Annotated in this window: 19 protein-coding genes, 3 tRNA genes and 1 pseudogene (1 of these 23 only partly in view); 11 read left to right on the forward strand and 12 right to left on the reverse strand. The window is 59.7% G+C overall.

Annotated elements, in window-relative coordinates:
• Nucleotides 1-116: 116 nt before the first annotated feature.
• Both IPM61_08800 and IPM61_08805 read left to right on the forward strand, forming a co-directional pair.
• Entirely contained in the window at nt 117-722 is a 606-nt protein-coding gene (locus tag IPM61_08800) for an RNA polymerase sigma factor (GenBank protein ID MBK8911418.1), read from the forward strand.
• Between the two features lie 71 nt (nt 723-793).
• The gene (locus IPM61_08805; GenBank protein MBK8911419.1) at nt 794-1531 is read left to right on the forward strand and encodes a hypothetical protein; all 738 of its coding nucleotides are present in this window, start codon (nt 794-796) and stop codon (nt 1529-1531) included.
• Nucleotides 1532-1657: 126 nt separating this feature from the next.
• Here IPM61_08805 and IPM61_08810 read toward each other — a convergent pair whose 3' ends face one another.
• The 8 genes and pseudogenes from IPM61_08810 to IPM61_08845 all read right to left on the reverse strand — a co-directional run bounded on the left by IPM61_08810 (nt 1658) and on the right by IPM61_08845 (nt 8809).
• Nucleotides 1658-2335, reverse strand: coding sequence for an FKBP-type peptidyl-prolyl cis-trans isomerase (locus tag IPM61_08810; protein MBK8911420.1), 678 nt, complete (start codon nt 2333-2335; stop codon nt 1658-1660).
• Between the two features lie 168 nt (nt 2336-2503).
• Nucleotides 2504-3253: an FKBP-type peptidyl-prolyl cis-trans isomerase gene (locus IPM61_08815; GenBank protein ID MBK8911421.1), complete on the reverse strand. Its 750-nt coding sequence runs from the start codon at nt 3251-3253 to the stop codon at nt 2504-2506.
• A 175-nt stretch (nt 3254-3428) separates the two neighbouring features.
• Nucleotides 3429-4508 (reverse strand): ATP-binding cassette domain-containing protein, encoded by a 1080-nt coding sequence (locus tag IPM61_08820; GenBank protein ID MBK8911422.1) that lies wholly within the window; start codon nt 4506-4508, stop codon nt 3429-3431.
• A 3-nt stretch (nt 4509-4511) separates the two neighbouring features.
• The gene (locus IPM61_08825; GenBank protein ID MBK8911423.1) at nt 4512-5837 is read right to left on the reverse strand and encodes an alpha/beta fold hydrolase; all 1326 of its coding nucleotides are present in this window, start codon (nt 5835-5837) and stop codon (nt 4512-4514) included.
• Nucleotides 5838-5902: 65 nt separating this feature from the next.
• A complete protein-coding gene (locus IPM61_08830) occupies nt 5903-7036 on the reverse strand; it encodes an aminotransferase class I/II-fold pyridoxal phosphate-dependent enzyme (GenBank protein ID MBK8911424.1) in 1134 nt (377 codons plus the stop codon).
• 39 nt (nt 7037-7075) lie between these two features.
• A complete protein-coding gene (locus IPM61_08835) occupies nt 7076-7450 on the reverse strand; it encodes a YraN family protein (GenBank protein MBK8911425.1) in 375 nt (124 codons plus the stop codon).
• A gap of 58 nt (nt 7451-7508) precedes the next feature.
• Entirely contained in the window at nt 7509-8066 is a 558-nt protein-coding gene (locus IPM61_08840) for an adenylate kinase (protein ID MBK8911426.1), read from the reverse strand.
• Nucleotides 8067-8195: 129 nt separating this feature from the next.
• A pseudogene (locus tag IPM61_08845) lies at nt 8196-8809 on the reverse strand (class I SAM-dependent methyltransferase).
• On the opposite strand from IPM61_08845, the gene IPM61_08850 reads away from it, so the two are divergent.
• The 5 genes from IPM61_08850 (at nt 8808) to IPM61_08870 (ending at nt 18512) form a co-directional block, all read left to right on the forward strand.
• Nucleotides 8808-9302, forward strand: coding sequence for a hypothetical protein (locus IPM61_08850; protein ID MBK8911427.1), 495 nt, complete (start codon nt 8808-8810; stop codon nt 9300-9302). The pseudogene IPM61_08845 and the gene IPM61_08850 overlap by 2 nt on opposite strands.
• Nucleotides 9303-9410: 108 nt before the next feature.
• Entirely contained in the window at nt 9411-13820 is a 4410-nt protein-coding gene (locus IPM61_08855; protein ID MBK8911428.1) for a CusA/CzcA family heavy metal efflux RND transporter, read from the forward strand.
• Between the two features lie 71 nt (nt 13821-13891).
• Entirely contained in the window at nt 13892-15190 is a 1299-nt protein-coding gene (locus IPM61_08860) for an efflux RND transporter periplasmic adaptor subunit (GenBank protein MBK8911429.1), read from the forward strand.
• Between the two features lie 73 nt (nt 15191-15263).
• Nucleotides 15264-17543 (forward strand): cadmium-translocating P-type ATPase, encoded by a 2280-nt coding sequence (gene cadA, locus IPM61_08865; GenBank protein MBK8911430.1) that lies wholly within the window; start codon nt 15264-15266, stop codon nt 17541-17543.
• A gap of 72 nt (nt 17544-17615) precedes the next feature.
• Entirely contained in the window at nt 17616-18512 is an 897-nt protein-coding gene (locus tag IPM61_08870) for a DUF3078 domain-containing protein (GenBank protein ID MBK8911431.1), read from the forward strand.
• Nucleotides 18513-18566: 54 nt separating this feature from the next.
• On the opposite strand, the gene IPM61_08875 is transcribed toward IPM61_08870, so the two are convergent.
• The 3 genes from IPM61_08875 to IPM61_08885 all read right to left on the reverse strand — a co-directional run bounded on the left by IPM61_08875 (nt 18567) and on the right by IPM61_08885 (nt 18978).
• Nucleotides 18567-18642: transfer RNA gene (locus IPM61_08875), tRNA-Glu, on the reverse strand.
• Nucleotides 18643-18679: 37 nt separating this feature from the next.
• Nucleotides 18680-18752: transfer RNA gene (locus IPM61_08880), tRNA-Gln, on the reverse strand.
• A gap of 152 nt (nt 18753-18904) precedes the next feature.
• A tRNA-Ala gene (locus IPM61_08885) sits at nt 18905-18978 on the reverse strand.
• 233 nt (nt 18979-19211) lie between these two features.
• On the opposite strand from IPM61_08885, the gene IPM61_08890 reads away from it, so the two are divergent.
• The 4 genes from IPM61_08890 to IPM61_08905 all read left to right on the forward strand — a co-directional run bounded on the left by IPM61_08890 (nt 19212) and on the right by IPM61_08905 (nt 23846).
• Nucleotides 19212-19580, forward strand: coding sequence for a RidA family protein (locus IPM61_08890; protein ID MBK8911432.1), 369 nt, complete (start codon nt 19212-19214; stop codon nt 19578-19580).
• Entirely contained in the window at nt 19577-20107 is a 531-nt protein-coding gene (locus IPM61_08895) for a hypothetical protein (protein ID MBK8911433.1), read from the forward strand. The genes IPM61_08890 and IPM61_08895 overlap by 4 nt, the downstream gene beginning before the upstream one ends.
• A gap of 115 nt (nt 20108-20222) precedes the next feature.
• Complete coding sequence (locus IPM61_08900) at nt 20223-22391, forward strand: pyruvate dehydrogenase (protein MBK8911434.1); 2169 nt, start codon at nt 20223-20225, stop codon at nt 22389-22391.
• Nucleotides 22392-22724: 333 nt separating this feature from the next.
• The gene (locus tag IPM61_08905) at nt 22725-23846 is read left to right on the forward strand and encodes a T9SS type A sorting domain-containing protein (protein ID MBK8911435.1); all 1122 of its coding nucleotides are present in this window, start codon (nt 22725-22727) and stop codon (nt 23844-23846) included.
• Between the two features lie 102 nt (nt 23847-23948).
• Here IPM61_08905 and IPM61_08910 read toward each other — a convergent pair whose 3' ends face one another.
• Nucleotides 23949-24157: the 3' portion of a hypothetical protein gene (locus tag IPM61_08910; GenBank protein MBK8911436.1), read on the reverse strand. It continues 157 nt past the right edge of the window; only the last 209 of its 366 coding nucleotides appear in the window; the start codon falls outside the window, past its right edge — the gene reads right to left on this strand; it ends in the stop codon at nt 23949-23951.

The following is a 24157-nucleotide window of genomic DNA, read 5'->3' on the forward strand; positions in this document are numbered from 1 at the left end:
TCGCCCCCTCCAAAACCTGACACAGGGAAAAAAGGCAAAGAAAAAAACTTCCCGGCTGTCAGGATCTGTTTATCAAGGTTGTCATGGAAAAAAAGCCAACCAATACTGACGAAACCATGAGCCAACTGGCAATCGCGATTCCCAGCCCAGCGAATGCGCGAACCGAACGTACTGCCCCAGCAGTGGGGCGGGATGCACTGCTCCTTTCGCGCCATTTGGAGGGGGACGACGCAGCGTTTGTTGAGCTGTTCAACCGCCACAACAACCGCCTGTTTGCCTACTGTTTGAAGATGGTGGGAAGAAGCGAAACCGCCGAGGATCTTACCCAAGAACTGTGGGAAAAAGTGATACACCTGCGGCAGCAACCGAAAAAGATTGACAACCCCATCGGCTTCTTCCTCACAATGGCGCGGAACCTTTCGCTGAACCACCTGAAAGCCAGCGCGCGGACCTCACGGTTCGAGGACCTTCCCGAATCGGCCCACCCGGCGGTGGACGATTTACGGGAACGGAGCGAGATGGAGGAGATTGTGGTGGCCGCGCTTGCCGCGCTGCCGATGGATTACCGCGAAGTATTGATCCTGAATATGTACAGCGGTTATGGTTTGGATGAGATTGCGGTCATGCTGGGGAAGTCCTCGCAAGCAATCTGGAAACGGGCCTCGCGGGCAAGGGAGAAGCTGCGGGCCGAGGTGATGAAAAGAATGGAAAAAGCGAGATAGCCACAGCAAGCATGAATGATGAACGAAGACTTTTCCAATCGCTACGCACCGGCAATTGACGGATTCCCACAATGAACCATAGCCAATCAACAATTGACCGTTACTTGAACGGCATGATGACCACACCGGAGCAAACCCAGTTTGCGGCGCAGCTTGCTGCGGACCCAGGGTTGCGTGCCGCGTTGGAGGCCGAGCAGTTAATCCGCGCCACCGTGCGGAGCGACCTGGCCGCCTTCCCCGCCGAGCATGCCCTGACCCGCTTGCGGGTGATGGAGTCCTTGGCGGCGGCGAAAGCCCCGGCAGGGATTGCCGCTGGCGGCGCGGCCTGGTATGCTTCCGGAGGATTGCTGAAAGGATTCTTGGGGGCGGTTGCTGTGGCGGGGCTAAGCGTTGGGGGATATGTGATGATGCAGGAACCAAACGCCACTGTCACCACCAAGCCAATGCCAGCAACGCCTTCCGTTGCCGTGCCGCAATCGCAACCGCTGGCGTTGCCGGAACCAAGCACCGATCCTGCCAGCACCCTTCCAACCCCAGAAGCCGCCACACCTTCCACGGAAGCGGCGGTTTCCCCCGCAGCCAAGCGGGCCACGGGCGACAGCAACAACCGGATGAGCAAAGTAGCCGTTCCCTCCAACGCTTCTTCCTCCTCTGCCGATGCCGCATCCGCCGCCAGCAAGCCGCAAGCCACGGAGCCGGACCAGGCCGATCCGCCACAAACCATTGCCCGCCCACCCGCTGGCCCACGCCAACTGCGGGTTGTCAGCAACGACAGCGTGAAACTGAAAATGCAGGTAAAGGTGAAGTAGCCCAACGAGTGAAACAGGCAAGCACTTGTTGGCTTTTGGGAAAAAACAACGCCGGAACGAAGCTCATTCGTTCCGGCGTTGCGTTGTTGTGCGTGCCGCGTTTGCGCGGTGTGCGTTGGTGCGGAGTTACTGGTTAATCCCCAGCAGTTCAACGTCGAACACCAGCGTGGCGTTCGGGCCGATTGGCGAGCCTGGGTAGCCGTTCGGGCCGTAGGCCAGGTCGCTTGGGATAAACAGGCGGTTTTTGCCGCCAACCTTCATCAGCTGCAGGCCTTCGGTCCAGCCGGCAATCACACCGTTCAGCGGGAAGCTGATCGGTTCGCCACGTTGGACCGAGCTGTCGAACACGGTTCCGTCCAGCAACATTCCGGTGTAGTGGACCTTCACGTTGTCGGTGGCTTTTGGCGATGCCCCGGTCCCTTCGGTCAGCACTTGGTATTGCAGGCCGCTGGCGGTGGTTATCACCCCTTGCTCCGTTTTGTTCTTGGCAAGGAATGCTTCCCCTTGCGCTTTGTTTTGCGCGGCAAGTTGTTCTGGTGGCACTTGGTTTTGTCCTTGTTGAGGTGCTGATCCTTGCGATAGCGTTTGGCCCCCACCCTGCGCGCCCTGGCGTGCGGCAAGTTCTTGCTGCAAGGCAATCAGCAATTGTTGGATTTGGTTGTCGGTCAGTTTTGCGGTTCCCGCTATGCCATCGGCCACGCCGGCGGAGACCATCGCCGGGGTAACGGCAATGCTGTTCTCCTTCAGGCTTTTCCCCAAGTTCAACCCAATCGCGTAGCTGATGCTGTCGGATGAGGTCTGCATTGTTGGGGTTGCGGGGGCCGCCGGCTTCTTCCCTTTCTGCGCCGAGGCCTCGGCACACACCAGCAGCAGAAGCACTGCCGGTATCGTTATCCACTTGTTCATCGGTTCTTGTATCCTGGCCGTGTGGCCGCTAAGTAGTTATTGAAAAATGGTTGGCTGCCGGTGTCTTTACTTCATGTCGGGCTTTGCTGCTGCGCCGTCGCCAGCCTTCACCTCAAGCAGTTCAACATCAAAAATCAGCGTGGCATTCGGGCCAATTTTTGGCGGCGCACCATTCTCGCCATATGCCAAATTGCTTGGGACAAACAGTTTGAATTTCGCCCCTGGCTTCATCAGCTGCACTGCCTCGGTCCAACCCGGGATAACGCCACCAACGGCAAATTCAATCCCATCACCTTTGTCGAACTCCGTGCCGTTAATCAGCGTTCCGCGGTAGTTCACTTTCACTTTGTCGGTTGGTTTTGGCGAGGCTCCGCTTCCCGGCTCAATCACTTGGTACTGCAGCCCGCTGGCGGTGGTGACGATCCCCTGCTTCCCTTTGTTCTCGGCAAGGAATTTCTCCCCTTCGGCTTTGTTTGCTTCCCCTTGCCCGCTCATTTCTTGTTGTTGCTGTTGTTGCTTGGCCATCTGCTTCTGCATCATGGTCTGCTGGAAGCTGGTCATCACGGCCACGAACGCGGCTTGGTTCATCACGCTGGAGTCCCCTTTCATTCCGGCAGCAATCCCTTTGGCCACAAGGTCAGGGTTGATGTTGATCGAGTCCTGGCGGACCGATTGCCCCATCTGCAACCCGACGGCGTAGCTGACGCTGTCCATCTGGCCGTTGAATTGCGGTTTCCCGCTGCTGGCGCTGCCGCCACCTTGCTCGCACGCTGCCAATCCCAGGCCCAGCGCAAGCATCGCAAATGCTTTCTTCATTGAGAGTCGTTCTCCTGATTGAGTTATTGAGTTTGCAGACGTTTTACTGCTTCAATTTTTTTTGAACCGGCAAAGATAGCGATTGCCCTGGCCCAAAAAAGGGGGCGGCGTGTGTAGGGTTGTGGCAAATATGAACCGCGCCGGCAGGGGTTTTGCGGCCTTTGGCTTCGCTTATCTACGCGCTGGCTTGGGCTTCGTAAATCGCCCTGATCACTTCCTCCATCGGCGGCTCGGTGATGGTGATATCCTCCACGGCGCAACGCTCGGTAAGGAAGGTGATGGCATCGCGGGTGATGCCAGGGCGGTTGCCGGAAAGGTTCAACACGATTCGGAACGGCTGGGCGGCGGCCACTTGCCACGGGTGGCCGGTAAGGCTGGCATCGCCGGTAAGCTGGGCCGTAAGCTGCGGGGATAGTGGCTCGGCAAGGGTGGCCTCAAGCCGCTTCCCCCGCAGGAATCGCTCGCGCAGGTCGCTCACCGGACCGTCGAAAATTGCCTCACCCTCGCTGATAACCACCACTCGCTCGGCCAGCGTTTCAACGTCGCCAGCATCGTGCGAGGTGATGAAAATCGTGGTCCCTTCGCTGGCGTTTACCGCTCGGATATGCTCCCGCAGCAGCCCTTTCGCCACCACGTCCAACCCGATGGATGGCTCGTCCAACAACAGAAGCAAGGGGTTGTGGAGCAGGCTGGCAACCACTTCGCACCGCATCCGCTGGCCCAGCGAAAGTTTCCGGACCGGAGTGGTAAGGTATTCGCCAATCCCGAACGACTCCACCAACTGGTCCAGCCGCTGGCGGTAGAAATGGCCCTCAAGCTCGTAGATTTTTGAGAGGAGGTAGTAAGTCTCGATTGGAGGGAGGTGGAACCAAAGCTGAGATTTCTGGCCGAAGACGGACCCAAGCTGAAACGCCAGCTGCTTCCGCTGCCGCCACGGGTTGAACCCCAGGACCTCGGCATGGCCGCTGGTGGGGTGAAGTATCCCCGTCAGCATTTTTATGGTGGTGGATTTCCCCGATCCGTTCGGTCCGATAAACGCAATCCGCTCGCCACGTTCGGCTTGCAGGGATAGCCCTTTCACCGCCACGGTCACTTCTTCCGGGCCACGCCCAGCCAGCCCCCGCAAGAACCCCGCAACCCCAGGCTGGCGACGGAGGCGGCGGAATTCCTTCCGAAGCAACTCGGTGCGGATGGCAAGCGGGGAAGTGGATGGAGATGGAAATGGAGATGGATGGAGGTCCCGGTGGCGTTGCATCGGTTACTTCCCTATCCATCCCGCAATTTCCGCAATCACCTCCGGCGCAACGTGCCCGGCAACTTCGTACTCGGTCGGGTTGCTGATCCCCGTTCCGGCCATAAACAGGTGGTTCAGATTGGGGAATGTTTTGAAGGTGGTGTGGCCCCGTGCGGCAAGCGCATCTTGCCAGTTCACCAGGTCGTCTTTTGTCACCTGGTAATCGCGCCCCCCATGCAGGACCAAGATTTTTCGCAGCAGCGTGGAAGCCAGCACCGGGGCGTTGTACCCTTTCAAGTCAAGCCAGTATGAGGCCGGAACCCCCATCAGTTCTGCGGGGCTTTGGGTGCTTCCGGGTTGCAGTTGGTCAATGGTTGCGGCTTGCTTGGTGAGCATGGCCAGCTGGGCTTGTTCTTTTGCGTCAATCGTGTCGTCCAGCCCGGCAAGGTAGGTCATCTGCTCAACGATCACATGGTTCAGCGGGCGGGTGGCTCCGGCAAGGATCACAAGCCCGGCAATTTTCGGATCGGCGGCGGCAATTTTTGGGGCAAGCATTCCGCCCAGGCTGTGCCCCAAAACGTAGATCCGCTTTGGGTCAATCGCTCCGTTTGTGCGGAGCATCGCCACGGCAGCAACGGCATCGTCCACCACTTCTTCTTTCACGGTCAGGTTGGCAATCGTCGCCATTTTCATCTGGTGGGTCAGCGTCCGTTTGTCGTAGCGTAGCACGGCAATCCCTTGCGAGGCCAGCCCCCAGGCAAGGTCGCGGAACGGCTTGTTTGGGCCAATCGTCTCGTCGCGGTCGTTCGGGCCGGACCCGTGGACCAGCACCACGGCGGGGAATGGTCCCTTGCCGTTGGGAATCGTCAAAGTTCCGGGCAGCTCCCACTGGCCGCTTCCAACCTTCACCTCCTGCTCGGTGAAACTCCCCTGAATCACATAGTCCGGCAGCGCGCCCGATTGCGATTTTGCCGGAAGGAAGAACAGCCCCGCAACCTTCCCTTGCGGGTCCATCACCACCTTCGTGTCAATGTGCTGGTTGGTGAACTTGCAGGCCACGTAGCAGATGTCGTAGCCCTGCAATTTTTCGGTCCGTGTCTCCCCGGTCAGGGCGGTGAACTGGCCAAGCTGCTGCTGCAATTGTCCCCAAAGTTCTTTCAGCTTTGCCTCGGGCATTGCCGATTGCATGGTGGCATCCATCATCGCAACGGCATCGGCGTAGCGTCCGGCGGAAAGGTGGCCAACAAACTGCTGGGCGATCGCAACGGGGTTGGAATCCGGGTGCGGCTGGGCGCAACCAATCGCGGAGCAAAAAACGAAGGTGGCCAGAATCGGAAAAAGGAAACGCATAGCGAACGAAGATTGTGTGAGTTGTTAATGGCCCGGAACCCGCGTGCCGATTGCTTCGGCGGCGGCTATCCAGCAAGCGCTTGTTCCAAATCGGCAATCAAATCATCGGGATGTTCAAGGCCGATGGAAACGCGAAGCAGGGATTCCGGGGTTCCGCTTTCGGGCGGCTCCACCGATGCGCGGTGTTCAATCAAACTTTCAACCCCGCCCAGGCTTGTGGCGCGGGTGAACAGCTGGGTTCGGGCCGCAACGGCCATTGCTTCGGCGCGGTGGCCATCCACCTGGAAGGCAAGCATCCCGCCGAATAATTCCATCTGGCTTGCCGCAACGCCATGCCCGGGGTGAAGCGGAAGCCCGGGATAATGGACCGCAGTGACGCGCGGATGCTGCTGCAAGAAATCGGCCACCGCAGCCGCCCCAGCCGATTGCGCCCGCACACGCAGCGGCAACGTTGGGATGCTCCGCAACGCAAGCCAGCAATCGAACGGGGAAGGGACCGCGCCCCCCACAACCTGGCACTGCCGGATTGACTCCGTGAGTTGGCACCCTTCGCGGGCAACGATGCAGCCGCCGGTCAGGTCGCTGTGGCCGCCAATGTATTTGGTGGTGGAGTGAAGCACAAGGTCCACACCAAGCTGGATTGGGCGTTGCAGGATTGGGGTTGCCCATGTGTTGTCGCACAACACCAACGCGCCAACGGCGTGGGCAAGGCGGCAAACTTCGCGAAGGTCGGTGATTCGGAGCGTGGGGTTGGATGGAGTTTCGGTTATCACCAATCGCGTGGCGGGGGTGATTGCCGCCTGGACCTGCGCAAGGTCCTCCATCGGCACATACGTTGTGTGCAGCCCCCATTGCTGGAAGATGCCGGTGAGCATCGTCCGGCTGCCGTAGTACATCGCCAGCGGGGCCAGCACGTGATCCCCGGGCCGCAGCGATTGCAGCACCGCCATCATCGCTGCCGAGCCTGAGGCAAACGCAACGCCGTGGCTTCCCCCTTCCAACGCAGCAATCGTGGATTCCAGTGCCGAGCGGTTCGGGTTATCTATTTGGGAATAGATGTAGCCTTCCGGGTAGGTCCCGTCGGGGTTCCGCTGGAAGGTGCTGGAAAGGATAATGGCCGGAGCCACCGGCTGCATTGCCCCTGCCGCCGCCGGGCCGGGCGCGTGGCCGGCATGGACGGCAATGGTTTGGATGTTCATGGGTTTGGAGTCGTCGGGACGCATTGGCGCAAGGGGTTGTTAGAAGGCATCTTTGTGGTGGCGAATCTCCGGCTGGCCATCCCGCCCGGTGACGTAATCAATCGCCACCACGTCGAACCGGGCTTCGTAGTCGCTCATCTTGTTGACGTGGATGAAGCCTTCGGCCACTTTGCGGATTTGCCGCCGCTTCCCCATGGTCACCGCGTCTTCGGGCGTTCCAAACCCGTGGCTGCGCCGCGCCTTCACCTCAACAAACACGTAGATCGGGCCGTCGCGCATCACCAAATCAATCTCACCAACCTTCCCAAACCGGAAGTTTTTTTTCACCAACCGGTAGCCTATGCCCAGCAGGTATTCCAACGCAAGCTCTTCCTGCGTTGCGCCATCGGCACGGCGGTTGGTGGGCGTGTTCATTTGGCAGAGAGGTCCAAATTGGAAGATGTGATAATGGCAACGCGCAGCCATTGCTGGCTTACTGGCCCAACGCGGCAACAATCCGTTCCTGCACTTCGGCAACGTCCCCCAATCCGTTCACTTCCGTCACCACATCGGCGGCGTGTGTGCGGTAGAATCCCAGCACCGGCGCGGTCTCCTGGTCGTACACCTCCAATCGGCGTTGGATCACTTCCTCGTTGTCGTCGGCGCGGCCACGGCTTAGCATTCGTTGGACGATTTCCTGCTGCGGTGCGGTCAGATACACCACGCGGTGGATTGCCCGCCCGGCTGCGGAAAGCGCGGCAGATAGTGCTTCGGCCTGGCCCAGGTTGCGCGGGAATCCATCAAGGATGAAGCCGTTGGCGCACTCCGGTTCGTTCAGTGCCGTCACGGCGATTTCGGTGGTAAGCTCGTCGGGGACCAGAAGGCCGTTGTCGGTGTAGTATTTCACCTTCTGCCCAAGCTCCTGGCCCGATTGGATTGCAGCGCGGAAAATCGCCCCGGTTGAGATGTGCGGAACCCCAAGGCGTTCGGCCAGCAGTGCGGCTTGCGTCCCTTTGCCCACGCCGGGCGCGCCAAAAAAGATGATGTTCATGGTTGAAAGGTTAAGCAATGAGTGTAGAGTAATCTGCGCGGCTGGCGCGGCGGCCAGCGTGGCAAACGTTGATGCGGGATTGAAATGGGTAAAGGCCAACAATGTTGGAGGAGGGGAGCGGAGCCTGATTCAGGTTGCCGCCAACGTGCAAAAGACAAACCGCTGCAATGTTCCGAACGGCGTTTGGTGGTCGTGGTCACGGCATTCCCGTGCGGCAAACCCCGGATTGAACCGCCCCGACAGCGATGATGCGGAGTATTGGGTCACGTCCAGCCCGCTGCATTTCGCGGTCCGTCGGTGCCGAATGTCCCAATCACCAAGAAGCCCGTCACCCATTCCGAAACGGTTGCAACGTACTTCGCAATCTCTTCCGGTTTTGTAAGGAAGTGGAAGACGGCGCGGTCGTGCCACACGGCGTAGTGGCGTTGCGGCGCGAACTCCGTGATGTCGGCAACCACCCACGTTACCCGCGTGGCTTGTTCGCCAAGCCGTTGCTTCGCCCGCGCCAATGCTTCGCTGCTGATATCCAACACGGTGATGTCGGTGAAGCCTTCGGCAAGCAAGAAATCCACCAGATGGCTGTCGCCGCCGCCAACGTCAATGATTGGCGCGGAGTGGGGTAGCCGAAGCTCCCGAATCATCTCCAACGATGGCGATGGAACCGCCTGGGTCCAGCTAACCTGGTCCGGCGATTTGGTCCGGTACACATCTTCCCAATGGTTTTTTCGTTCAGGGTTGACCATGCTGATGCTTGGAAAATTTCTGGCGAATATACTTCCAAACGAATGGTTGATACTACTTCGCATCGCCAGCGCGGCGGCGGTTGGGCTTGTTCAGTGGGCGGCAGCGGTTATATTTGCGGCCTTAACGCGAACCCCCATGGGCCAATCCATAACTCATACGATTGTGTGTTTGCTGCTGGCAATCTTCTCGATTGTTGAGCGGTCGCTCCCATGCGTTGATGAACCAACCCACGGCACGCTCCCCGCCGCCGCGCACGCTGCCGAGGGGGATTGCGCCGCCGCTGACGAACAGGAAGGGGAAAGCCGCCACGGCAGCAGCCACACCGATGCCTGCGACCATTGCTTCTGTTCCTGCCCGTGCCATATCCCGGCATTGCAGCCAACGGTTCACGTTTCCGATTCCCCCCATCCCGTTTCCCCGCTGTTCCTTTCCTACATCGAAACACCATCCGACGGGGTTGCCGACAACCCCGACCACGTCCCGCTTTCATAACTCCAAGTAGGTCCCACGCTACCGCAGCAACGATGCCGCACGGATAGTTCTTGTCCGCCTGCGGTGTCGGGTCGCTATCCTCTATTCACCAAACTTGGAGCCACGTTCATGTTTAACGCAATTATTGCGTTCTCGCTCCGGCATCGCGCGCTTGTGTTGTTGGCGGTGCTGGGGCTTGCTGCCGGGGGGGTGTATGCCTTCAGCCGGCTGCCGATTGATGCCGTCCCCGACATCACCAATAATCAAGTTCAAGTCCTGACCTCGGCCCCGGCATTTTCGCCGGTTGAGGTGGAGCGGTTCATCACCTTTCCGATTGAGACATCGCTGAAATCGTTGCCGGACCTTGCGGAGCTTCGCTCCCTTTCGCAGTCGGGTCTGTCGGTGGTCACGGTGGTGTTCCATGATGATGTTGACATCTATTTCGCCCGCCAGCAAGTTCTGGAAAAACTGCGCGAAGCCGAAGAGCTTATCCCCGATGGAGTTGAGCGGCCAGAGCTTGCGCCGGTATCCACCGGGTTGGGGGAGATTTTCCGCTACATCGTCCGCGACACCACCGGCAAATTGTCGGCAATGGACCTGCGGACGGTGCAGGACTACATCGTCCGGCGCGGATTGCTTGGCACGCCGGGCCTTGCCGAAGTCAACTCGCTGGGGGGATTTGTCAAGCAGTTCCACATCCTTGTTCGCCCCGACGCGTTGGCGGCCTACGGCATCACCCTTCGCCAGGTTTTCGAGGCGGTTGCCCGCACCAGCGGAAACGCCGGTGGGGCGTATATCGAGAATGGGCCGGAGCAGTATTCGGTGCGCTCTGTTGGGCTGGCAACGGGGATTGCTGATTTGCAATCCACCGTCATCCGCGTTTCGCCAGGGGGAACGCCGCTGCTGCTTGCCGACGTTGCCGACGTCCAGCCTGGCGCGGCAATCCGTTTTGGTTCCGCCTCGCAAGATGGAAAAGGGGAAGTGGTGACCGGCATCACCATGCAGCTGAAAGGGGCAAACTCCCGCGTCACCGTCAATGCCGTGAAGCAAAGGATTGAGGAGCTTCGCGGCGCGCTTCCCCCCGGGGTGGTGATTGAGCCATACTACGACCGCGAAGAGCTTGTGGACCGGACCATCACCACCGTGATTACCAACTTGATGGAGGGCGCGCTGCTGGTGGTTGGGGTGCTGCTTCTGTTTTTGGTGAACCTTCGCGCGGGGATTGTGCTTGCCTCGGTGATCCCCCTCTCGATGCTTTTTGCCGGGATTATGATGGTGCTAACCGGGCAGTCAGGAAACCTGATGTCGTTGGGGGCGATTGACTTCGGCCTGGTGGTGGATGGCTCGCTGATTATCGTCGAGAATTGCTTGCGGATGCTGGAGTCGCGCTACCGGCAATCGGGGGGCGTTCCCCTTACCGATGTGGAGATGCGCCGGCTGCTCTATGCCGGTTCGGTGGAGGTTCGGAAGGCCGCGCAGTTTGGGGAGATCATCATCATCGTGGTCTATCTCCCGATACTCACCCTTCAAGGGATCGAAGGGAAGCTCTTCCGCCCAATGGCCCTTACCGTGGCGTATGCCTTGGTTGGCGCGCTGCTGATGTCGGTCACGTACGTTCCGGCAATGCTCTCGCTGGTGCTGAAAAAGCAGGGGCGGGTCCGCCACTCCCCGATTATCACAACGCTGCAACGGTGGTACGCGCCGCTGCTGCGGCGTTCGCTGGGGATGCGCTGGGTGATTGTCCCCACAACGGTGCTGCTGCTTGCTGGCGCAATCTTCACCTTCACCCGGTTGGGGGGGGAGTTTATCCCACGGCTGGACGAAGGGGATATCGCCATGCACATCATCCGAATCCCCTCGGTGTCGCTTACCGAGTCGCAGCAGATCACCAACCGCGTGGAAGCCATTCTGAAAAAATTCCCCGAAGTCCGCACCGTTGTTAGCAGCACCGGGCGCGCCGAAATCTCAACCGACCCGATGGGGGTGGAACTTGCCGATGCCTACGTGATGCTTCACCCCCGCGAGGAGTGGAACACCGGAAGAACAAAAGCGGAGCTGGTGGAAGCAATGGACCAAGCGCTGAAAAATGTCCCGGGGGCCGGCGTTCAATTCTTGCAGCCGATTGAGATGCGGATGAACGAGCTGATTGCCGGCGCGCGCGGCGACGTGGTGGTGAAGATCACCGGGGAGGAGTTCCAGACGTTGAACCCCGCTGCCGAATCGGTTGCCCGCATCCTTCGCGGAACGCCCGGCGCGGCAGATGTCACGCTGGAACAAACGTCAGGGCTGCCGCAGCTGGTGATCCGCCCCAACCGCGCCGCAATCGCACGGTACGGGATGACGGTGGAGGAGGTGAACGACGTTATCCGCACCGCCATTGGCGGGATGAAAGCCGCCGAAGTTGCCGAAGGTGAGAAACGGTTCGACGTTGTGGTTCGCCTTGCCGAGCCAGCACGCAACAACGCGGAAGCGATTGGGAATATCTGGGTCAGCACCCCTTCCGGGCCTCGCGTGCCGTTGTCGGAACTGGCATCGGTGGCGTTGGAGGAAGGCCCCACGCGGGTTCTGCGCCAGGACGGTTCGCGATTTGTGATGGTCCAAGCCAACGTCCGCGGGCGCGATGTTGAAAGTTTTGTGAACGAGGTCCGCGCCAAGATCACCGCCGAACTGAAGCTCCCCGCCGGATACAACATCACGTTTGGCGGCCAGTTCGAAAATCTTCAGGCGGCATCGCAGCGGCTAACCATTGTTGTTCCGATTGCCCTTGCGCTGATCTTTGGCTTGCTGTTCCAAACCTTCCGTTCGGCACGGATAGGGGTGATGATCTTCCTTTGCGTGCCGATGGCGATTATTGGGGGCATTGGCGGGCTGGTGATTGCTGGGCTGCCGTTCTCCATTTCCGCCGGCGTTGGCTTCATCGCCCTGTTCGGAATCGCGGTGCTGAACGGCATTGTGATGGTGGCCGCAATCCGGAAGTTCCAAACCGAAGGATTCCCCCGGCGCGAAGCGGTGCTGGCCGGTGCCGAGGAGCGGTTGCGCCCGGTTGTCACCACTGCTGCGTTGGCGGCCTTCGGTTTTGTTCCGATGCTGCTTGCTTCCGGGGCCGGCGCGGAGGTGCAACGCCCCCTTGCCACGGTGATTATCGGCGGGCTGGTTTCCTCCACCTTTCTCACCCTTTTCATTCTTCCCATCATTTACGATTGGCTTGGAAGCAGCCAGCCCCCCAGCGACCACGTGCTGGACGTCACCGGCCCGCTTCCAACTCCATCGCCAACTCCATCGCCAGTCCCGCATGGTGCCGGGAATACGGCGGTCGTGCTGCTGATGGTGGCCATTGGCTGCGTTGCCGCGGCCCAGCGTGCCGAATCGCAAACGCCCCTGACCATGGAGGAAGCGCAACGCCGTGCGGTGGCTGCTTCGCCGCTGTTGCGCCGTGGCGATGCGGTTATCCAGCGGGAGCGTGGCCAGTTGTCCGGCGCGTCGCTTCTGCCCGACCCCGAGGTGTTTTACACGGTTGATGAATCCGCAGCCCCGGGGCTTGTGGGAAAGGGGAACAGCGCGGTTGGGGTTTCGCAAACCCTCGATTTCCCAACGCTGGCTGGGGCGCGGAGTGGCGTGGCCAACGCACGCTTGGAGCAAGCCACGTGGGAGCGCAAAGCGGACGAGCGTGCGGTCCAGCGGCGTGCGGCCCTGGCCTGGTACGATGCCTACGCCGCCCGCACAGCCGCCCAGCTTGCCGACAGCGCGACCGGGGTTGCGCGGGAGTTTGCCCGGCTGACGGAGGCCAAACGAAATGCTGGTGAGATTGGCGCGTTGGAAGCGGCCCAAGCGCAGCTTGCGTTGGCCACAACGCAACGCCGCCAGCGCGTTGCCGAAGGGCGATACCAGCAAGCCCTTACCGAGCTTCGGTTGGTGATTGGTGCTTCGCCTGCCGAGCCTGTTCAACTTCCCAACGTACTTCCTGCGGGCGCGGCAGTGCCAACGTTCGACCAGTTGGAGGCGGCACTCAGGGCCAACGCCCCCCAGCTGCAAGCGGCAAAGTATGCCACCCAAGCCGCAAACGCCGAGCGGAAAGCGGTGGCCATGCAGGGTTACCCTTCGCTCACGTTGGAGTACTCCCTGCAAACGGTGGATGCTGTTGGCGGATACTATGGCGGCGGCGTTCGGCTGGGCGTTCCGCTGTGGCGATGGATGAACAGCGGCCCGGGTGATGCCGCCGCCGCCGAGGAAGCGATTCGCCAGGCGGAAGCATCGGCAATCGAGCGGGAGATGTTGGCCGAGCTTCGCTTAACGTGGGAGCAGTACCAAACCGCGCAACGCACCGCCGATGAGTATCAGCAAGGGGTGTTGCCCCAGGCTTCCAAAGCGTACCAGATTGCCTTGCAACTCTATCAACAGGGAGAGGCAACGTACTTGGAGGCATTAACCGCGCAAGCCGCCTTCGTGGAGCTTCGCGCCGACGCTGCCGAGGCCGCCGCCCTTGCCGAACGCCTTCGCTTGGGCCTTCAACTTCTTACCGGCAGCGGAGGTGGGAAATGAGCCACACGATTCACCAACGACCAGTTCCTCAACAACCAATCCATCAACAATCCATTCATCAGAATATCATCATGGCCTCACGTTCATCACGCTGGTTCTTCCCTGCTGCGCGGTTCCATTGGTGCATGGCCGTGGCGGCTGCGCTTGCCTTGTGCCTGCTTGCCGGATGCTCCGGCACCGGCGCCCCCGCCAAACAGGATGCCGACAGCACAAGCCAACAACAGAAGGAAAAGGGCCATGACCACGAGGGGGAAGCCCACAGTGGCGAGCATGGGGATGAACACGGCGACGAACATGAGGGCCACGAACACGGGGATGAACACGGAAGCGAGATCACCCTTACCCCGGCGGCGATGAAGGAAGCAGGAATCGTGGTGGAGCCGGCGCAGCGCCAGCCGGTCAACGCCGTGGTGACAGCACCGGGGCGGGTGATGCCAACGCAAGATGGCGTTGCGCACGTGGGACCGGTGATTGCCGGGCGCGTCACCAAGCTGTTTGTGAAGGAGGGGGATCACGTCCGCGCCGGAACCCCGCTGGCGGAGCTGGAGGCGTTCGATGTGAGCAATCTGAAAGGGGAGTATCTGCAAGCGCGTGCCGAGCTGGCAAAAGCCGAAGCAACGCTGGCGCGGCAACGCCAGCTGGTGAGCGATGGAGTTGGGTCCAAGAAAAATTTGGAGGAGGCGGAGTCGGCTTGGGGGTTGGCAACGGCTTCGGCAAAAGCCACCACAGCGCGGTTGCGGTCGCTGGGGATTAATCCGGAGAAGATTTCGGAAGAGACGGCTTTCAATCCTCGCATCCTTCTCCGCTCCCCAATCGCCGGGGTGGTTGCCCAGCGGGATGTGGCCTTGGGGGAGTATGTGGAGCCAAGCAAGGATGCTTTCCAGGTCGTCAACACGAACGTCGTCTGGGCCGATGCGCAGGTCCCGCCGGCGGTTGCTGGCGAAATAACGGTGGGGCGCACCGGGTTTGTGCGCGATGCCGACGGCCACCGCCACGCCGGGCGGATCATCTTCATTGCCCCAACGGTGAACCCCGATTCCCGAACCGTCACGGTGCGCGTGGCGGTGGATAATCCCAACGTCCATTTGCGCCCGGAGACCTTCGTCACCGTGGAGTTTGAACGCCCCGTGGGGACCACCGCGCTCAGCGTCCCCGCCGATGCGTTGGAGCAGCAGGGGGGTGAGTATTTCCTGTATCGCGAGCATGAACCTGGAACGTTTGAACGTGTGCAGGTGGAGGTGGAGTCGCAAGCCTCGGGGAAAGCGATCATCCGTGCAGGAATTGCCGAAGGGGAGCGCGTTGCCGTGAAAGGGGTGTTCTACTTGAAGTCGCAACGGCAGAAAGGGGAGCTGCAGGAGCATCATCATTAAGGTGGGGTTGGAGCAATTTCGCAATGGAGTTTGATTGGAGATGGAACAAGGAATTATCATTTTGCAGGCAGACATGAGCACAACGCAGCTACGTATCGAACAGATGGATTGCCCAACCGAGGAGCGGATGATCCGCAACCTTCTGGCGGGCCGCGACGGCATCCAGAATCTGGATTTTAATCTTATCAGCCGCACGCTGACGGTTCAGCATTCCCTTGCCGATGCAACCGACCTGGTGCGTGCCATTGCCACGCTGGGGATGGAGGCGATTATTCACGATGGCGCGGCCAAGCGTGTGGAGCTTCCGGTCCTTTCCAATCCGTGGTGGCAATCGTCCGGGGTGGTGTTGGCGGCGATCTCTGGGGTTTGCGCAATCGCTGCCGAAGGGCTTGTGGTTGGCGGGATGGAGGAATCGGCCACGCTGATCCGGGCGGTTGCGGCGGTTGGGATCATCACCGGCGGGTGGAAGGTTGCCCCAAAAGCGTGGAACTCGCTGCGGACCCTTACGCTGAACATCAACTTCCTGATGGCGATTGCAACCATCGGCGCGGTGATGATTGGCGAGTGGGCCGAAGGGGCAATGGTGATCTTCCTGTTTGCCGTTGCCGAGCTGATTGAAGCCCGCAGCCTAGACCGCGCCCGCAACGCCATCCGCTCGCTGATGGAGCTTACCCCCGACCGCGTCACCGTCCGCCGCAGCGATGTTTGGCAAGTGGTGGCGGCGGAGGACGTGCTGGTGAACGACATCGTTCGGGTGAAGCCTGGCGAATCGCTGGCGTTGGATGGAGTTCTGGTTAGCGGTGCCTCGGCCCTGAACCAAGCGCCCGTCACCGGCGAATCCATGCCGGTGGAGAAAACCCCGGGCGATGAGCTGTTCGCCGGCAGCATCAACGGAAGCGGGGCGTTCGAGTATCGGGTGACGCGGGCCGTTGCCGACAGCACCATCAACCGGATTGTGCAGCTTGTTGAGCAGGCCGCTGGCAACCGTTCCAGCAGCGAACGGTTTGTGGACCGCTTTGCCGGAATCTACACGCCGATTGTTGTGGCGATTGCGGTGCTGGTTGCGATTGTGCCGCCGCTTTTCTTTGCTGCCGGCTGGGTTGATTGGCTCCATCGTGCGCTGGTGCTTCTGGTGATTGGCTGCCCCTGCGCGTTGGTGATTTCCACCCCGGTGACCATCGTCAGCGGGCTTGCGGCGGCGGCGCGGCGGGGGATTTTGATTAAAGGGGGAATCTATCTGGAGCTTGGCCGGAACCTGCGCTGCATCGCGCTGGACAAAACCGGGACATTGACCGAAGGGAAGCCGCACGTCACCGACGTGATCACCTTCAACAACATCCCGTCCGACCACTTGCTCCACCTTGCAGCGGCGGTGGAGGTGAAATCGGAGCACCCGATAGCCGCGGCCATTGTTGCCGAGCACGATCGCCACCACGTGGATGAGCCGGAGGTGGTGATCTCCGAATTCTCCGCGCTCCCCGGGCGGGGTATCCAAGCCGTGGTGGAGGGTGAGACGATCTGGGTTGGGAACCACCGCCTGGCCCATGACTTGCAGGTGTGCAACAGCGATGTTGAAGAAAAACTTTCGGCGATTGAGGCCAACGGAAAAACCGCTGTTGTGGTGATGAACCGCACCGCCGTGCTGGGGGTGATTGGGGTGATGGACACCGTCCGCCAGAACGCTTCCGAAACGATTGCGGAGCTTCACCAGCTGGGCCTGAAGACAGCGATGCTGACGGGGGATAACGCCCTGACGGCCCGGTCGGTCGCCACCCAGTTGGGGATTGACGATGTCCGTGCCGAGCTTCTTCCCGATCACAAAATTGCGGCGGTGCAGCAGCTCCGGCAGGCGCACGGCTCAACCGGAATGGTGGGGGATGGGATCAACGACGCGCCCGCGCTGGCCGGCGCAACCATTGGCTTTGCGATGGGCGCGGCGGGGACAAACGTGGCGCTGGAAACCGCCGACGTTGCGCTGATGGAGGACAACCTGCGGAAGCTGCCGGAGTTCATCCGGTTGTCGCGGCGGGCGTTCGGGGTGCTGTGGCAAAACATCGCCATTGCCCTGGGGCTGAAACTGATATTTTTCGTGCTGGCGGTGCTGGGCTACGCCACACTCTGGATGGCGGTGTTTGCCGACATGGGAGCATCGCTGATTGTGGTGGCCAACGGCCTGCGACTGCTGCGCGGAAGTGCGATTGCTTCCGCCGCCGGGTCCGCCGCCACGGCAACCGCAACCGTTGCCGACCCGCTTGCTGCCAGCAGCTGCAACAGCCATTGCTGCGGCCACACCAGCAGCCAGGCTGATGAGGATCATCAACACGACCACCGCCACACGGCGGTGCAACCATAACCGCAGGGAAGGGGCATCCGCCCGCAGCAGAAAGGAATCAAACCTTCGCACACCTTTTTGGGAGAGCACAGCATGACAACACGAACCCTTTGCCACGGACTTCTTACGCTGATTTTAACAACGCTTGCGGCAAAAGCGCAGGAGGCCACACCGCCAGACACCACATGGAAAACGGGAGGGCAAGTTGGGGTGAACTTCTCGCAGGTGGCGCTTTCCAACTGGGCCGGTGGTGGCCAGAACACGTTAGCAATCGCAGGGCTGGTGAACCTGTTCGGCAACATGAAGACCGAGGTCTCGACGTGGGATAATGGGTTGGAGGTTGGCTACGGTTTCACAAAACTTGCCGAACAAGATTTCCGCAAAAGCGATGATAAAGTGATCGTGATCTCCAAGTATGGCTACAAGGCCACCGACCAGCTATTCTACAGCGGCTTGCTTGATGCCCGCACCCAACTGAGCGATGGTTTCAACTACGACAAGATAGACAGCGCAACCGGGGACCCTACGGTCATCTCGCGGTTTGCTGCACCGGCCTACGTCACGCTTGGTCTTGGTGCCACGTGGAAGCCCGCCAGCTACTTCGAGGTCTTCCTTGCGCCAGTTTCTAACCGATTGATCCTTGTGATGGACGACGAACTGTCGGCAGCCGGGGCGTTCGGCGTGGACCCGGGGAAGAAGGTGAAAAGTGAGCTTGGCGCGTTGCTGAACGCCACATTCAAAAAGGAGCTGATGACCAACGTGACGCTCAGCTCGCGGCTGAATGTCTTCTCCGCCTACTCAACATTCGACAAAGCGGTGGTGACGTGGGAATCGTTGTTGGGGCTGAAAGTGAATGACTACATCACCGCAAGCGTTGCGCTGGATGTGCTGTACGATGAGAAGGTGAAGATCACCCGCGACGACAAAACGATTGGGCCATCAACCCAAATCCGGGAAGTGTTAGCGATTGGATTCGGGTACAAATTTTAGGGGGAATGGCAATAAACAACAACGCCCGACTGGTGCAGTCGGGCGTTGTTGTTTTGGTACCGCGTACGAGATTCGAACTCGTGTTACCGGCGTGAGAGGCCAGCGTCCTAGACCCCTAGACGAACGCGGCAGATGGATCGGGGAAATATCCAAACAAAGCGATGAAGTTGCCCCGCCAGGGCTCGAACCTGGACTCTTCTGATCCAGAGTCAGACGTGTTGCCAGTTACACCACAGGGCAGTTATTGCTGGGTTGCCAAACGGATGACGGAGGGCAAACATAGCGAAGCCAACTCCGGCAAGCAAGGGGCGCATCCCCCAGCAAAGGAAGGATGCAAAACCACCAGCAGAATGCTTTGTTGTTATCAAAGAACATCACCTTCAATCCACACGTGGACCCGATCGGGATCGAACCGACGACCTCTAGAGTGCGATTCTAGCGCTCTCCCAAACTGAGCTACGGGCCCGGCACAACGAGGGGCAAACATACGTTCTTGGCGCAAACCGTGTCAAGCCTGGAAGCCTGGGAAAATGTAGCAGTGTTTCGCCCCAGCGATTTTCCCCCCTTGCCAACAGCCGGTGGTTCGGTATGTTCGGGGACGGAAACCGGAAGCTGATGGCTGGCCAATCAAGCCTGGCGGGTGGTGAAGAAGCCTCCGGTTCCCCGCAAGCCAATCGCAAACAATTCTCAATAAACCTGATGATCGTTTTCACTGAAAAAGCTCCGGCTCCTATCGGCCCATACTCGCAGGGGAAAGTGTTCGGGAACCTGCTGTTCACCGCCGGGCAAATCGGGCTGACCCCAGCCGGCGACCTTGCCCATGGCCTTGAGGCGCAAACCCGGCAAGTGCTGGAAAACCTGCGGGCGGTGTTGGAAGCTGGCGGCGCAAATTTTGGGTCCGTGCTGAAGACCACCATTTTCCTGAAAGACATGAACGATTTCGGGGCCGTCAACAGCATCTATGCCGAGGTCTTCGGCGATTCCGCGCCGGCGCGCTCAACGGTGCAAGCCGCACGCCTGCCAAAGGATGCGCTGGTTGAAATTGAAGCCATTGCCGCGATTGCATGATTCGCGTTCTTCTCTCCACCTTCTGCTTGCTGCTGCTGGCCGCAGCAATGGCAACGGCCCAGGGGGCGGATACCACCATCGCGCCACCCACCCCCGCCGACAGCGTTGCCGCAGCCCCCAGCACAGCGATGACCAAAAACCCAACAACGGCGGTTCTGCTATCGCTGATTCCGGGTGGGGGGCAGATGTACAACGAGCAGTATTGGAAAGCTCCGTTGTTTGTTGGGGTGGCGGGGTTTTTCGTTTTCCAGGCTGTTCGTTACCACAACCTCTATCGCGACCAAGCCAACCTGGTGGCGGCCACGCCCGAAACCGACAACGCCTACGCTCGGCTGAAACAAATCCGTGAAATCTACCGGGATGAACGCGACGTAAACATCGCCTACTACTTGGGGATTGACATCCTTTGCATGGTTGATGCCTACGTTGGTGCGCACCTGTTCGATTTCAATGTTGACGAGGACCTTACGTCGCGCATCTGGTTCAACCCCGTGAATCCTGGCATTGGGGTGTCGTTGCAGTGGTAAGCGATTCCCGCTTCCCACGCCATGTAACACATTCAAGGATTGCCCCCCATTTCTCGGCTGGGCTATCTTTGCACTCTTCCATCAATCAATCCATTCCTGAAGCATAACAACCACAATGGCGAAACGTTCGACCACAACCCCAACAACCCAAGCAGCCAACGGCAAGCCGAAGGCAAATGCCACAAACGGTGCGGCGGCCACCACCACTCCAGCGGCTGCATCGCCCATTGATTGGCTGGCGGTTGCGCGGCAGCTTCTGGTTAGCCGTGCGCTGGACCATATCGAGGAATCGAAACTGGTTCCTGGGGGGCTTATCACCTATCAGTTCTCCTCGCGTGGGCATGACCTTGCGCAAATTCTGCTTGGGATGCTGATGGACCACCCGCACGATGCTGCCACCGTCTATTATCGCTCCCGTCCGTTTGTGTTGGCACAAGGGCTTACGCCGGAGGAGGCGTTGCGGAGCACAATGGGGCGCAGCGGCGGCATCAGCGAGGGGCGGGATATTGGGGTGGTGCATAATCTGCCGTCGCGGGGGCGGGCAACGGTGCTTCCCACCAGCGGCGACGTTGGCGCGCAATACTCCCCTGCCGCCGGATGGGCCCAAGCGATTCGGTACCGTGCCGAGGTGTTGCAGCAATCGGAATGGAACGGGGCGATGGCCGCAGCATTGGGGGGGGATGGCTCCTGCGCCACCAACGGATTCTGGGCCGCGCTGAACATCGTCACCGTCGGCCAGCTTCCCTACTTGTTTTTTATTGAAGACAACGGGTTTGGAATCTCCGTTCCGGGCATCTATCAAACGCCTGGCGCGAACATTGCCCAGAACCTTGGCTCCTTCCAGAACCTGCGGGTGATAAGCGGCAGCGGGACCGATCCCGAAGAGACCTCGCGGCTGATTTCCGAGGCCGTGGCCCACATCCGTTCCGGGAAGGGGCCGGTGCTGCTCCATCTGAAAGTCCCACGGCTAAGCGGCCACTCCTTTGTTGACACCCAGGCCTACAAATCCCCCGAGCTTCTGCAGGAGGAACGGGCAAACGACCCGCTTCCCAAACTGCGCGATTACCTGATCGGCAAAGGGGTGCTGACTGCCGAGAAATGGGGGGAACTGGAGGCCGAAGCCACCGCCGAAGTTGCCGCCGCCGCCGAACGCGCCACCGCTGCGCCAGATCCGGAAATTGCCCATGCCCAAGAGAACGTCTATTACACCGAAGGGATGATCCAAAAAACGGGGGGTGATCTTCCAGAAATTGGAGCCGAGGCCTACGGAAAACGGCTTCATGGGACCGACCAACCCGCGCCAAACGGACCACGGATGAATCTGATAGATGCCGTCCGCCGCACCCTGATGCAGGAGTTGGAGGCGAACAATCGCGTGCTGGTTTTTGGGGAGGATGTGGGGAAGAAAGGGGGGGTGCATGGGGCAACGGTGGATATGCAAATCCGTTTTGGGGAGTCGCGGGTGTTCGACACGTCGCTGAATGAAGAGGGGATTATTGGCCGCTCGGTCGGCATGGCAATCGCGGGGCTGATGCCGGTTCCGGAGATCCAATTCCGCAAGTACGCGGACCCGGCTCACGAGCAGATCAACGACTGCGGAACGATGCGCTGGCGCACCGCCAACAATTTTGCCGCGCCGATGGTCGTTCGGATTCCGGTTGGGTTTGGCAAAAAAACTGGGGACCCGTGGCACTCGGTTAGTGGTGAGTCAATCTATGCTCACTTGATTGGGTGGCGCGTTGCCTTCCCTTCCAACGCCGCCGATGCCGTTGGGCTGCTGCGGACCGCGCTTCGCAGCAACGATCCCACGTTCTTCTTCGAGCATCGCGCCTTGCTGGACACGAAGGAGGCCCGCCGCCCCTATCCTGGCGATGATTACATGGTCCCCTTTGGTGTTGCCAACGTGGTGAAAGAAGGGACGGAGGTGACGATAGTGACGTGGGGGGAAATGGTGCATCGGGCATTGGAAGCCGCCGCACAGGTGGAAGCCAGCGTGGAGGTGTTGGACCTTCGGACCGTGATGCCGTGGGATCGCGAGGCCGTGCTCCGTTCGGTTCGCAAAACCAGCCGCTGCATTGTGGTGCACGAGGACAACCTAACCTGCGGTTTCGGTGCCGAGATTGCCGCAACGATAGCGCAAGAGGCCTTCACCCATCTTGATGCCCCGGTCGAGCGGCTAACCACCCCCGACATCCCAATCCCCTACAACCTCACCTTAATGGAAGCCGTGGTCCCAACCGTGGAGACGATCAAGGAAAGGATTGGGAAGGTGATGCGGTTTTAGGAAAAGGGATTGAGTCCATGACAGAAAGCAGCACGGGGAAGAGAACTGGATTCTCTTCCCCGTGCTGCTTTGTAGAACTCCATGATGCTGATCTTCCCGCTTTGCCCTGCCTCCTTGATGCTTTTTCAGGGAACCATCGCCCCCTCCCTGCCTCCTACCACCGCAACACATCCGTTCACAGAATCAAGAGGGTAAGGAGGTATTGACATGGAACGCACCGTACGCTTATCACCGATCTCGGTTATCATTTTTGCGATCGCATTACTCTGTGCCATAGGGAGGTTATACGGGCAGAGTCCGCCACAAAACGGAGTGGTGTATGTCTGCTTGTTCATGCACAATGAGGACAATCTTCTGCGGGACCTCACCAGCCAAGTCTCGCAGGAACGCTACGTGCAGAATCGGGCCGCGCTGGTGGAGTTCTGCCGAATGATCCAGCGGAATGGAGTGGCGTTCAATTGGGAACCAGAGTGGTTGTTTCTGGAGGCTGCGCTGAAATGGGAAACGCCGGAGTTAATGGCGCAAACCAATGGGAAGAACATTGTGCGGTTCATCAAGGAGGATATGGGAATATCGGTTGACCCGCACTCGCACGAGCAAAAAGGCTACAACTACGCCGACGTTGCTTGCCTGATTGACTCGTTGGGGGTGAAGCCAACAACGGTAATCGGTGGGCACGTGTGGGATCCCGAGTCGCCAAACTTTCAGGAGTGGGACCGATTCCGCCAGCCGCTGCGGGGGAGCAAGTATCCGTGGTATGTCTGGCCCGGGAATATCTTGATTGGCAGCGGCACGCCAAACCACGTCAACGACCCATCCCCTTCCGGTGTCTGGCGACCAAAAGACCGCTACAACTACTTCGTTGATGACCCCAACGCGAACGTCTATGCTGTGGGCCAGTATGCAAGCACGGTGGAGGGAGTTCGCCAGTTGGTGGATCTGTACAAAAACGGGGCCATCTCTTCCGACAAAATCTTAACCGCAACCTTCAGCACCGGACAAGGGCGGCTGCCCGGCGAGACCAAACCATTTGAGGACACGGTGGTGAAGCCATTGTTGGAAATGCAGGCACGTGGGGAGGTGAAAATCGTCACCTTTGTTGAGCTTATTCGCCTTTTCGAGGAGGAGTATGGTGGCGCGGGGCATATCTACAATGCTCCGTCGGGAACCAGCAGCGTCGGGGAAACGAGCAATGCCGCAGAGTACCAGTTGCAGGCGATTCCTAACCCGGCAACGTCGTCAACAATGGTCAGGTTTGCGGTGCCGGAATCGGCTTCGGTAGCGGTGACGTTGCATGACCTTGTTGGCCAGTGCGTGGCAAATCTTGCAGAGGGGCGTGTTGAAGCTGGTTCCTACTCAATTCCATTGCCCGCGAGGATTGCTGCCGGGGCGTATTTGCTTCGGTTGCAGACACCAGCGGGGGCTGTGACAGCTCCCCTGTGGGTGATGGAATAAGGCACGAAAACCCCAGCTACCAAAACGGTTCATAGCTTACAACTGATGACTTGCAACCTTTCACAGCATCGGGCCTTTCCGATGGTGCATATTGCAGCTCCTTCAACAACGGCCCCGCACAAACGGGGCTGTTTTATCGAAGGGAAGCTCTTTGAATGGCGTAAGCAAACAGTGGCACAACCACCACAAAGCGGGAGGTTGCAACAGAAGTTTTACAGCGATAAAATCGCTTGACTTCGGAAAGCCAAAGGTCGTATGTTCGCAGCCCTTTTTCACCGGACAGCGGCGCAAGAAAAAAACTTGCACGCGGT

This window comes from Chlorobiota bacterium (assembly GCA_016710285.1).
In the GTDB taxonomy this organism is placed as follows: domain Bacteria; phylum Bacteroidota; class Ignavibacteria; order OLB7; family OLB7; genus OLB7.

Excerpts from the sequence above, each read along its gene's own strand:
- IPM61_08820 (MBK8911422.1), bottom strand. The coding sequence starts at position 4,508 with ATGCAACGCCACCGGGACCTCCATCCATCTCCATTTCCATCTCCATCC.
- IPM61_08810 (MBK8911420.1), bottom strand. The coding sequence starts at position 2,335 with ATGCAGACCTCATCCGACAGCATCAGCTACGCGATTGGGTTGAACTTG.
- IPM61_08870 (MBK8911431.1), top strand. The coding sequence starts at position 17,616 with ATGACAACACGAACCCTTTGCCACGGACTTCTTACGCTGATTTTAACA.
- IPM61_08860 (MBK8911429.1), top strand. The coding sequence starts at position 13,892 with ATGGCCTCACGTTCATCACGCTGGTTCTTCCCTGCTGCGCGGTTCCAT.
- IPM61_08805 (MBK8911419.1), top strand. The coding sequence starts at position 794 with ATGAACCATAGCCAATCAACAATTGACCGTTACTTGAACGGCATGATG.
- IPM61_08815 (MBK8911421.1), bottom strand. The coding sequence starts at position 3,253 with ATGAAGAAAGCATTTGCGATGCTTGCGCTGGGCCTGGGATTGGCAGCG.
- IPM61_08890 (MBK8911432.1), top strand. The coding sequence starts at position 19,212 with ATGATCGTTTTCACTGAAAAAGCTCCGGCTCCTATCGGCCCATACTCG.
- IPM61_08830 (MBK8911424.1), bottom strand. The coding sequence starts at position 7,036 with ATGAACATCCAAACCATTGCCGTCCATGCCGGCCACGCGCCCGGCCCG.
- IPM61_08900 (MBK8911434.1), top strand. The coding sequence starts at position 20,223 with ATGGCGAAACGTTCGACCACAACCCCAACAACCCAAGCAGCCAACGGC.
- IPM61_08835 (MBK8911425.1), bottom strand. The coding sequence starts at position 7,450 with ATGAACACGCCCACCAACCGCCGTGCCGATGGCGCAACGCAGGAAGAG.
- IPM61_08905 (MBK8911435.1), top strand. The coding sequence starts at position 22,725 with ATGCACAATGAGGACAATCTTCTGCGGGACCTCACCAGCCAAGTCTCG.
- IPM61_08825 (MBK8911423.1), bottom strand. The coding sequence starts at position 5,837 with ATGCGTTTCCTTTTTCCGATTCTGGCCACCTTCGTTTTTTGCTCCGCG.
- IPM61_08800 (MBK8911418.1), top strand. The coding sequence starts at position 117 with ATGAGCCAACTGGCAATCGCGATTCCCAGCCCAGCGAATGCGCGAACC.
- cadA (MBK8911430.1), top strand. The coding sequence starts at position 15,264 with ATGAGCACAACGCAGCTACGTATCGAACAGATGGATTGCCCAACCGAG.
- IPM61_08840 (MBK8911426.1), bottom strand. The coding sequence starts at position 8,066 with ATGAACATCATCTTTTTTGGCGCGCCCGGCGTGGGCAAAGGGACGCAA.
- IPM61_08895 (MBK8911433.1), top strand. The coding sequence starts at position 19,577 with ATGATTCGCGTTCTTCTCTCCACCTTCTGCTTGCTGCTGCTGGCCGCA.
- IPM61_08855 (MBK8911428.1), top strand. The coding sequence starts at position 9,411 with ATGTTTAACGCAATTATTGCGTTCTCGCTCCGGCATCGCGCGCTTGTG.
- IPM61_08850 (MBK8911427.1), top strand. The coding sequence starts at position 8,808 with ATGCTGATGCTTGGAAAATTTCTGGCGAATATACTTCCAAACGAATGG.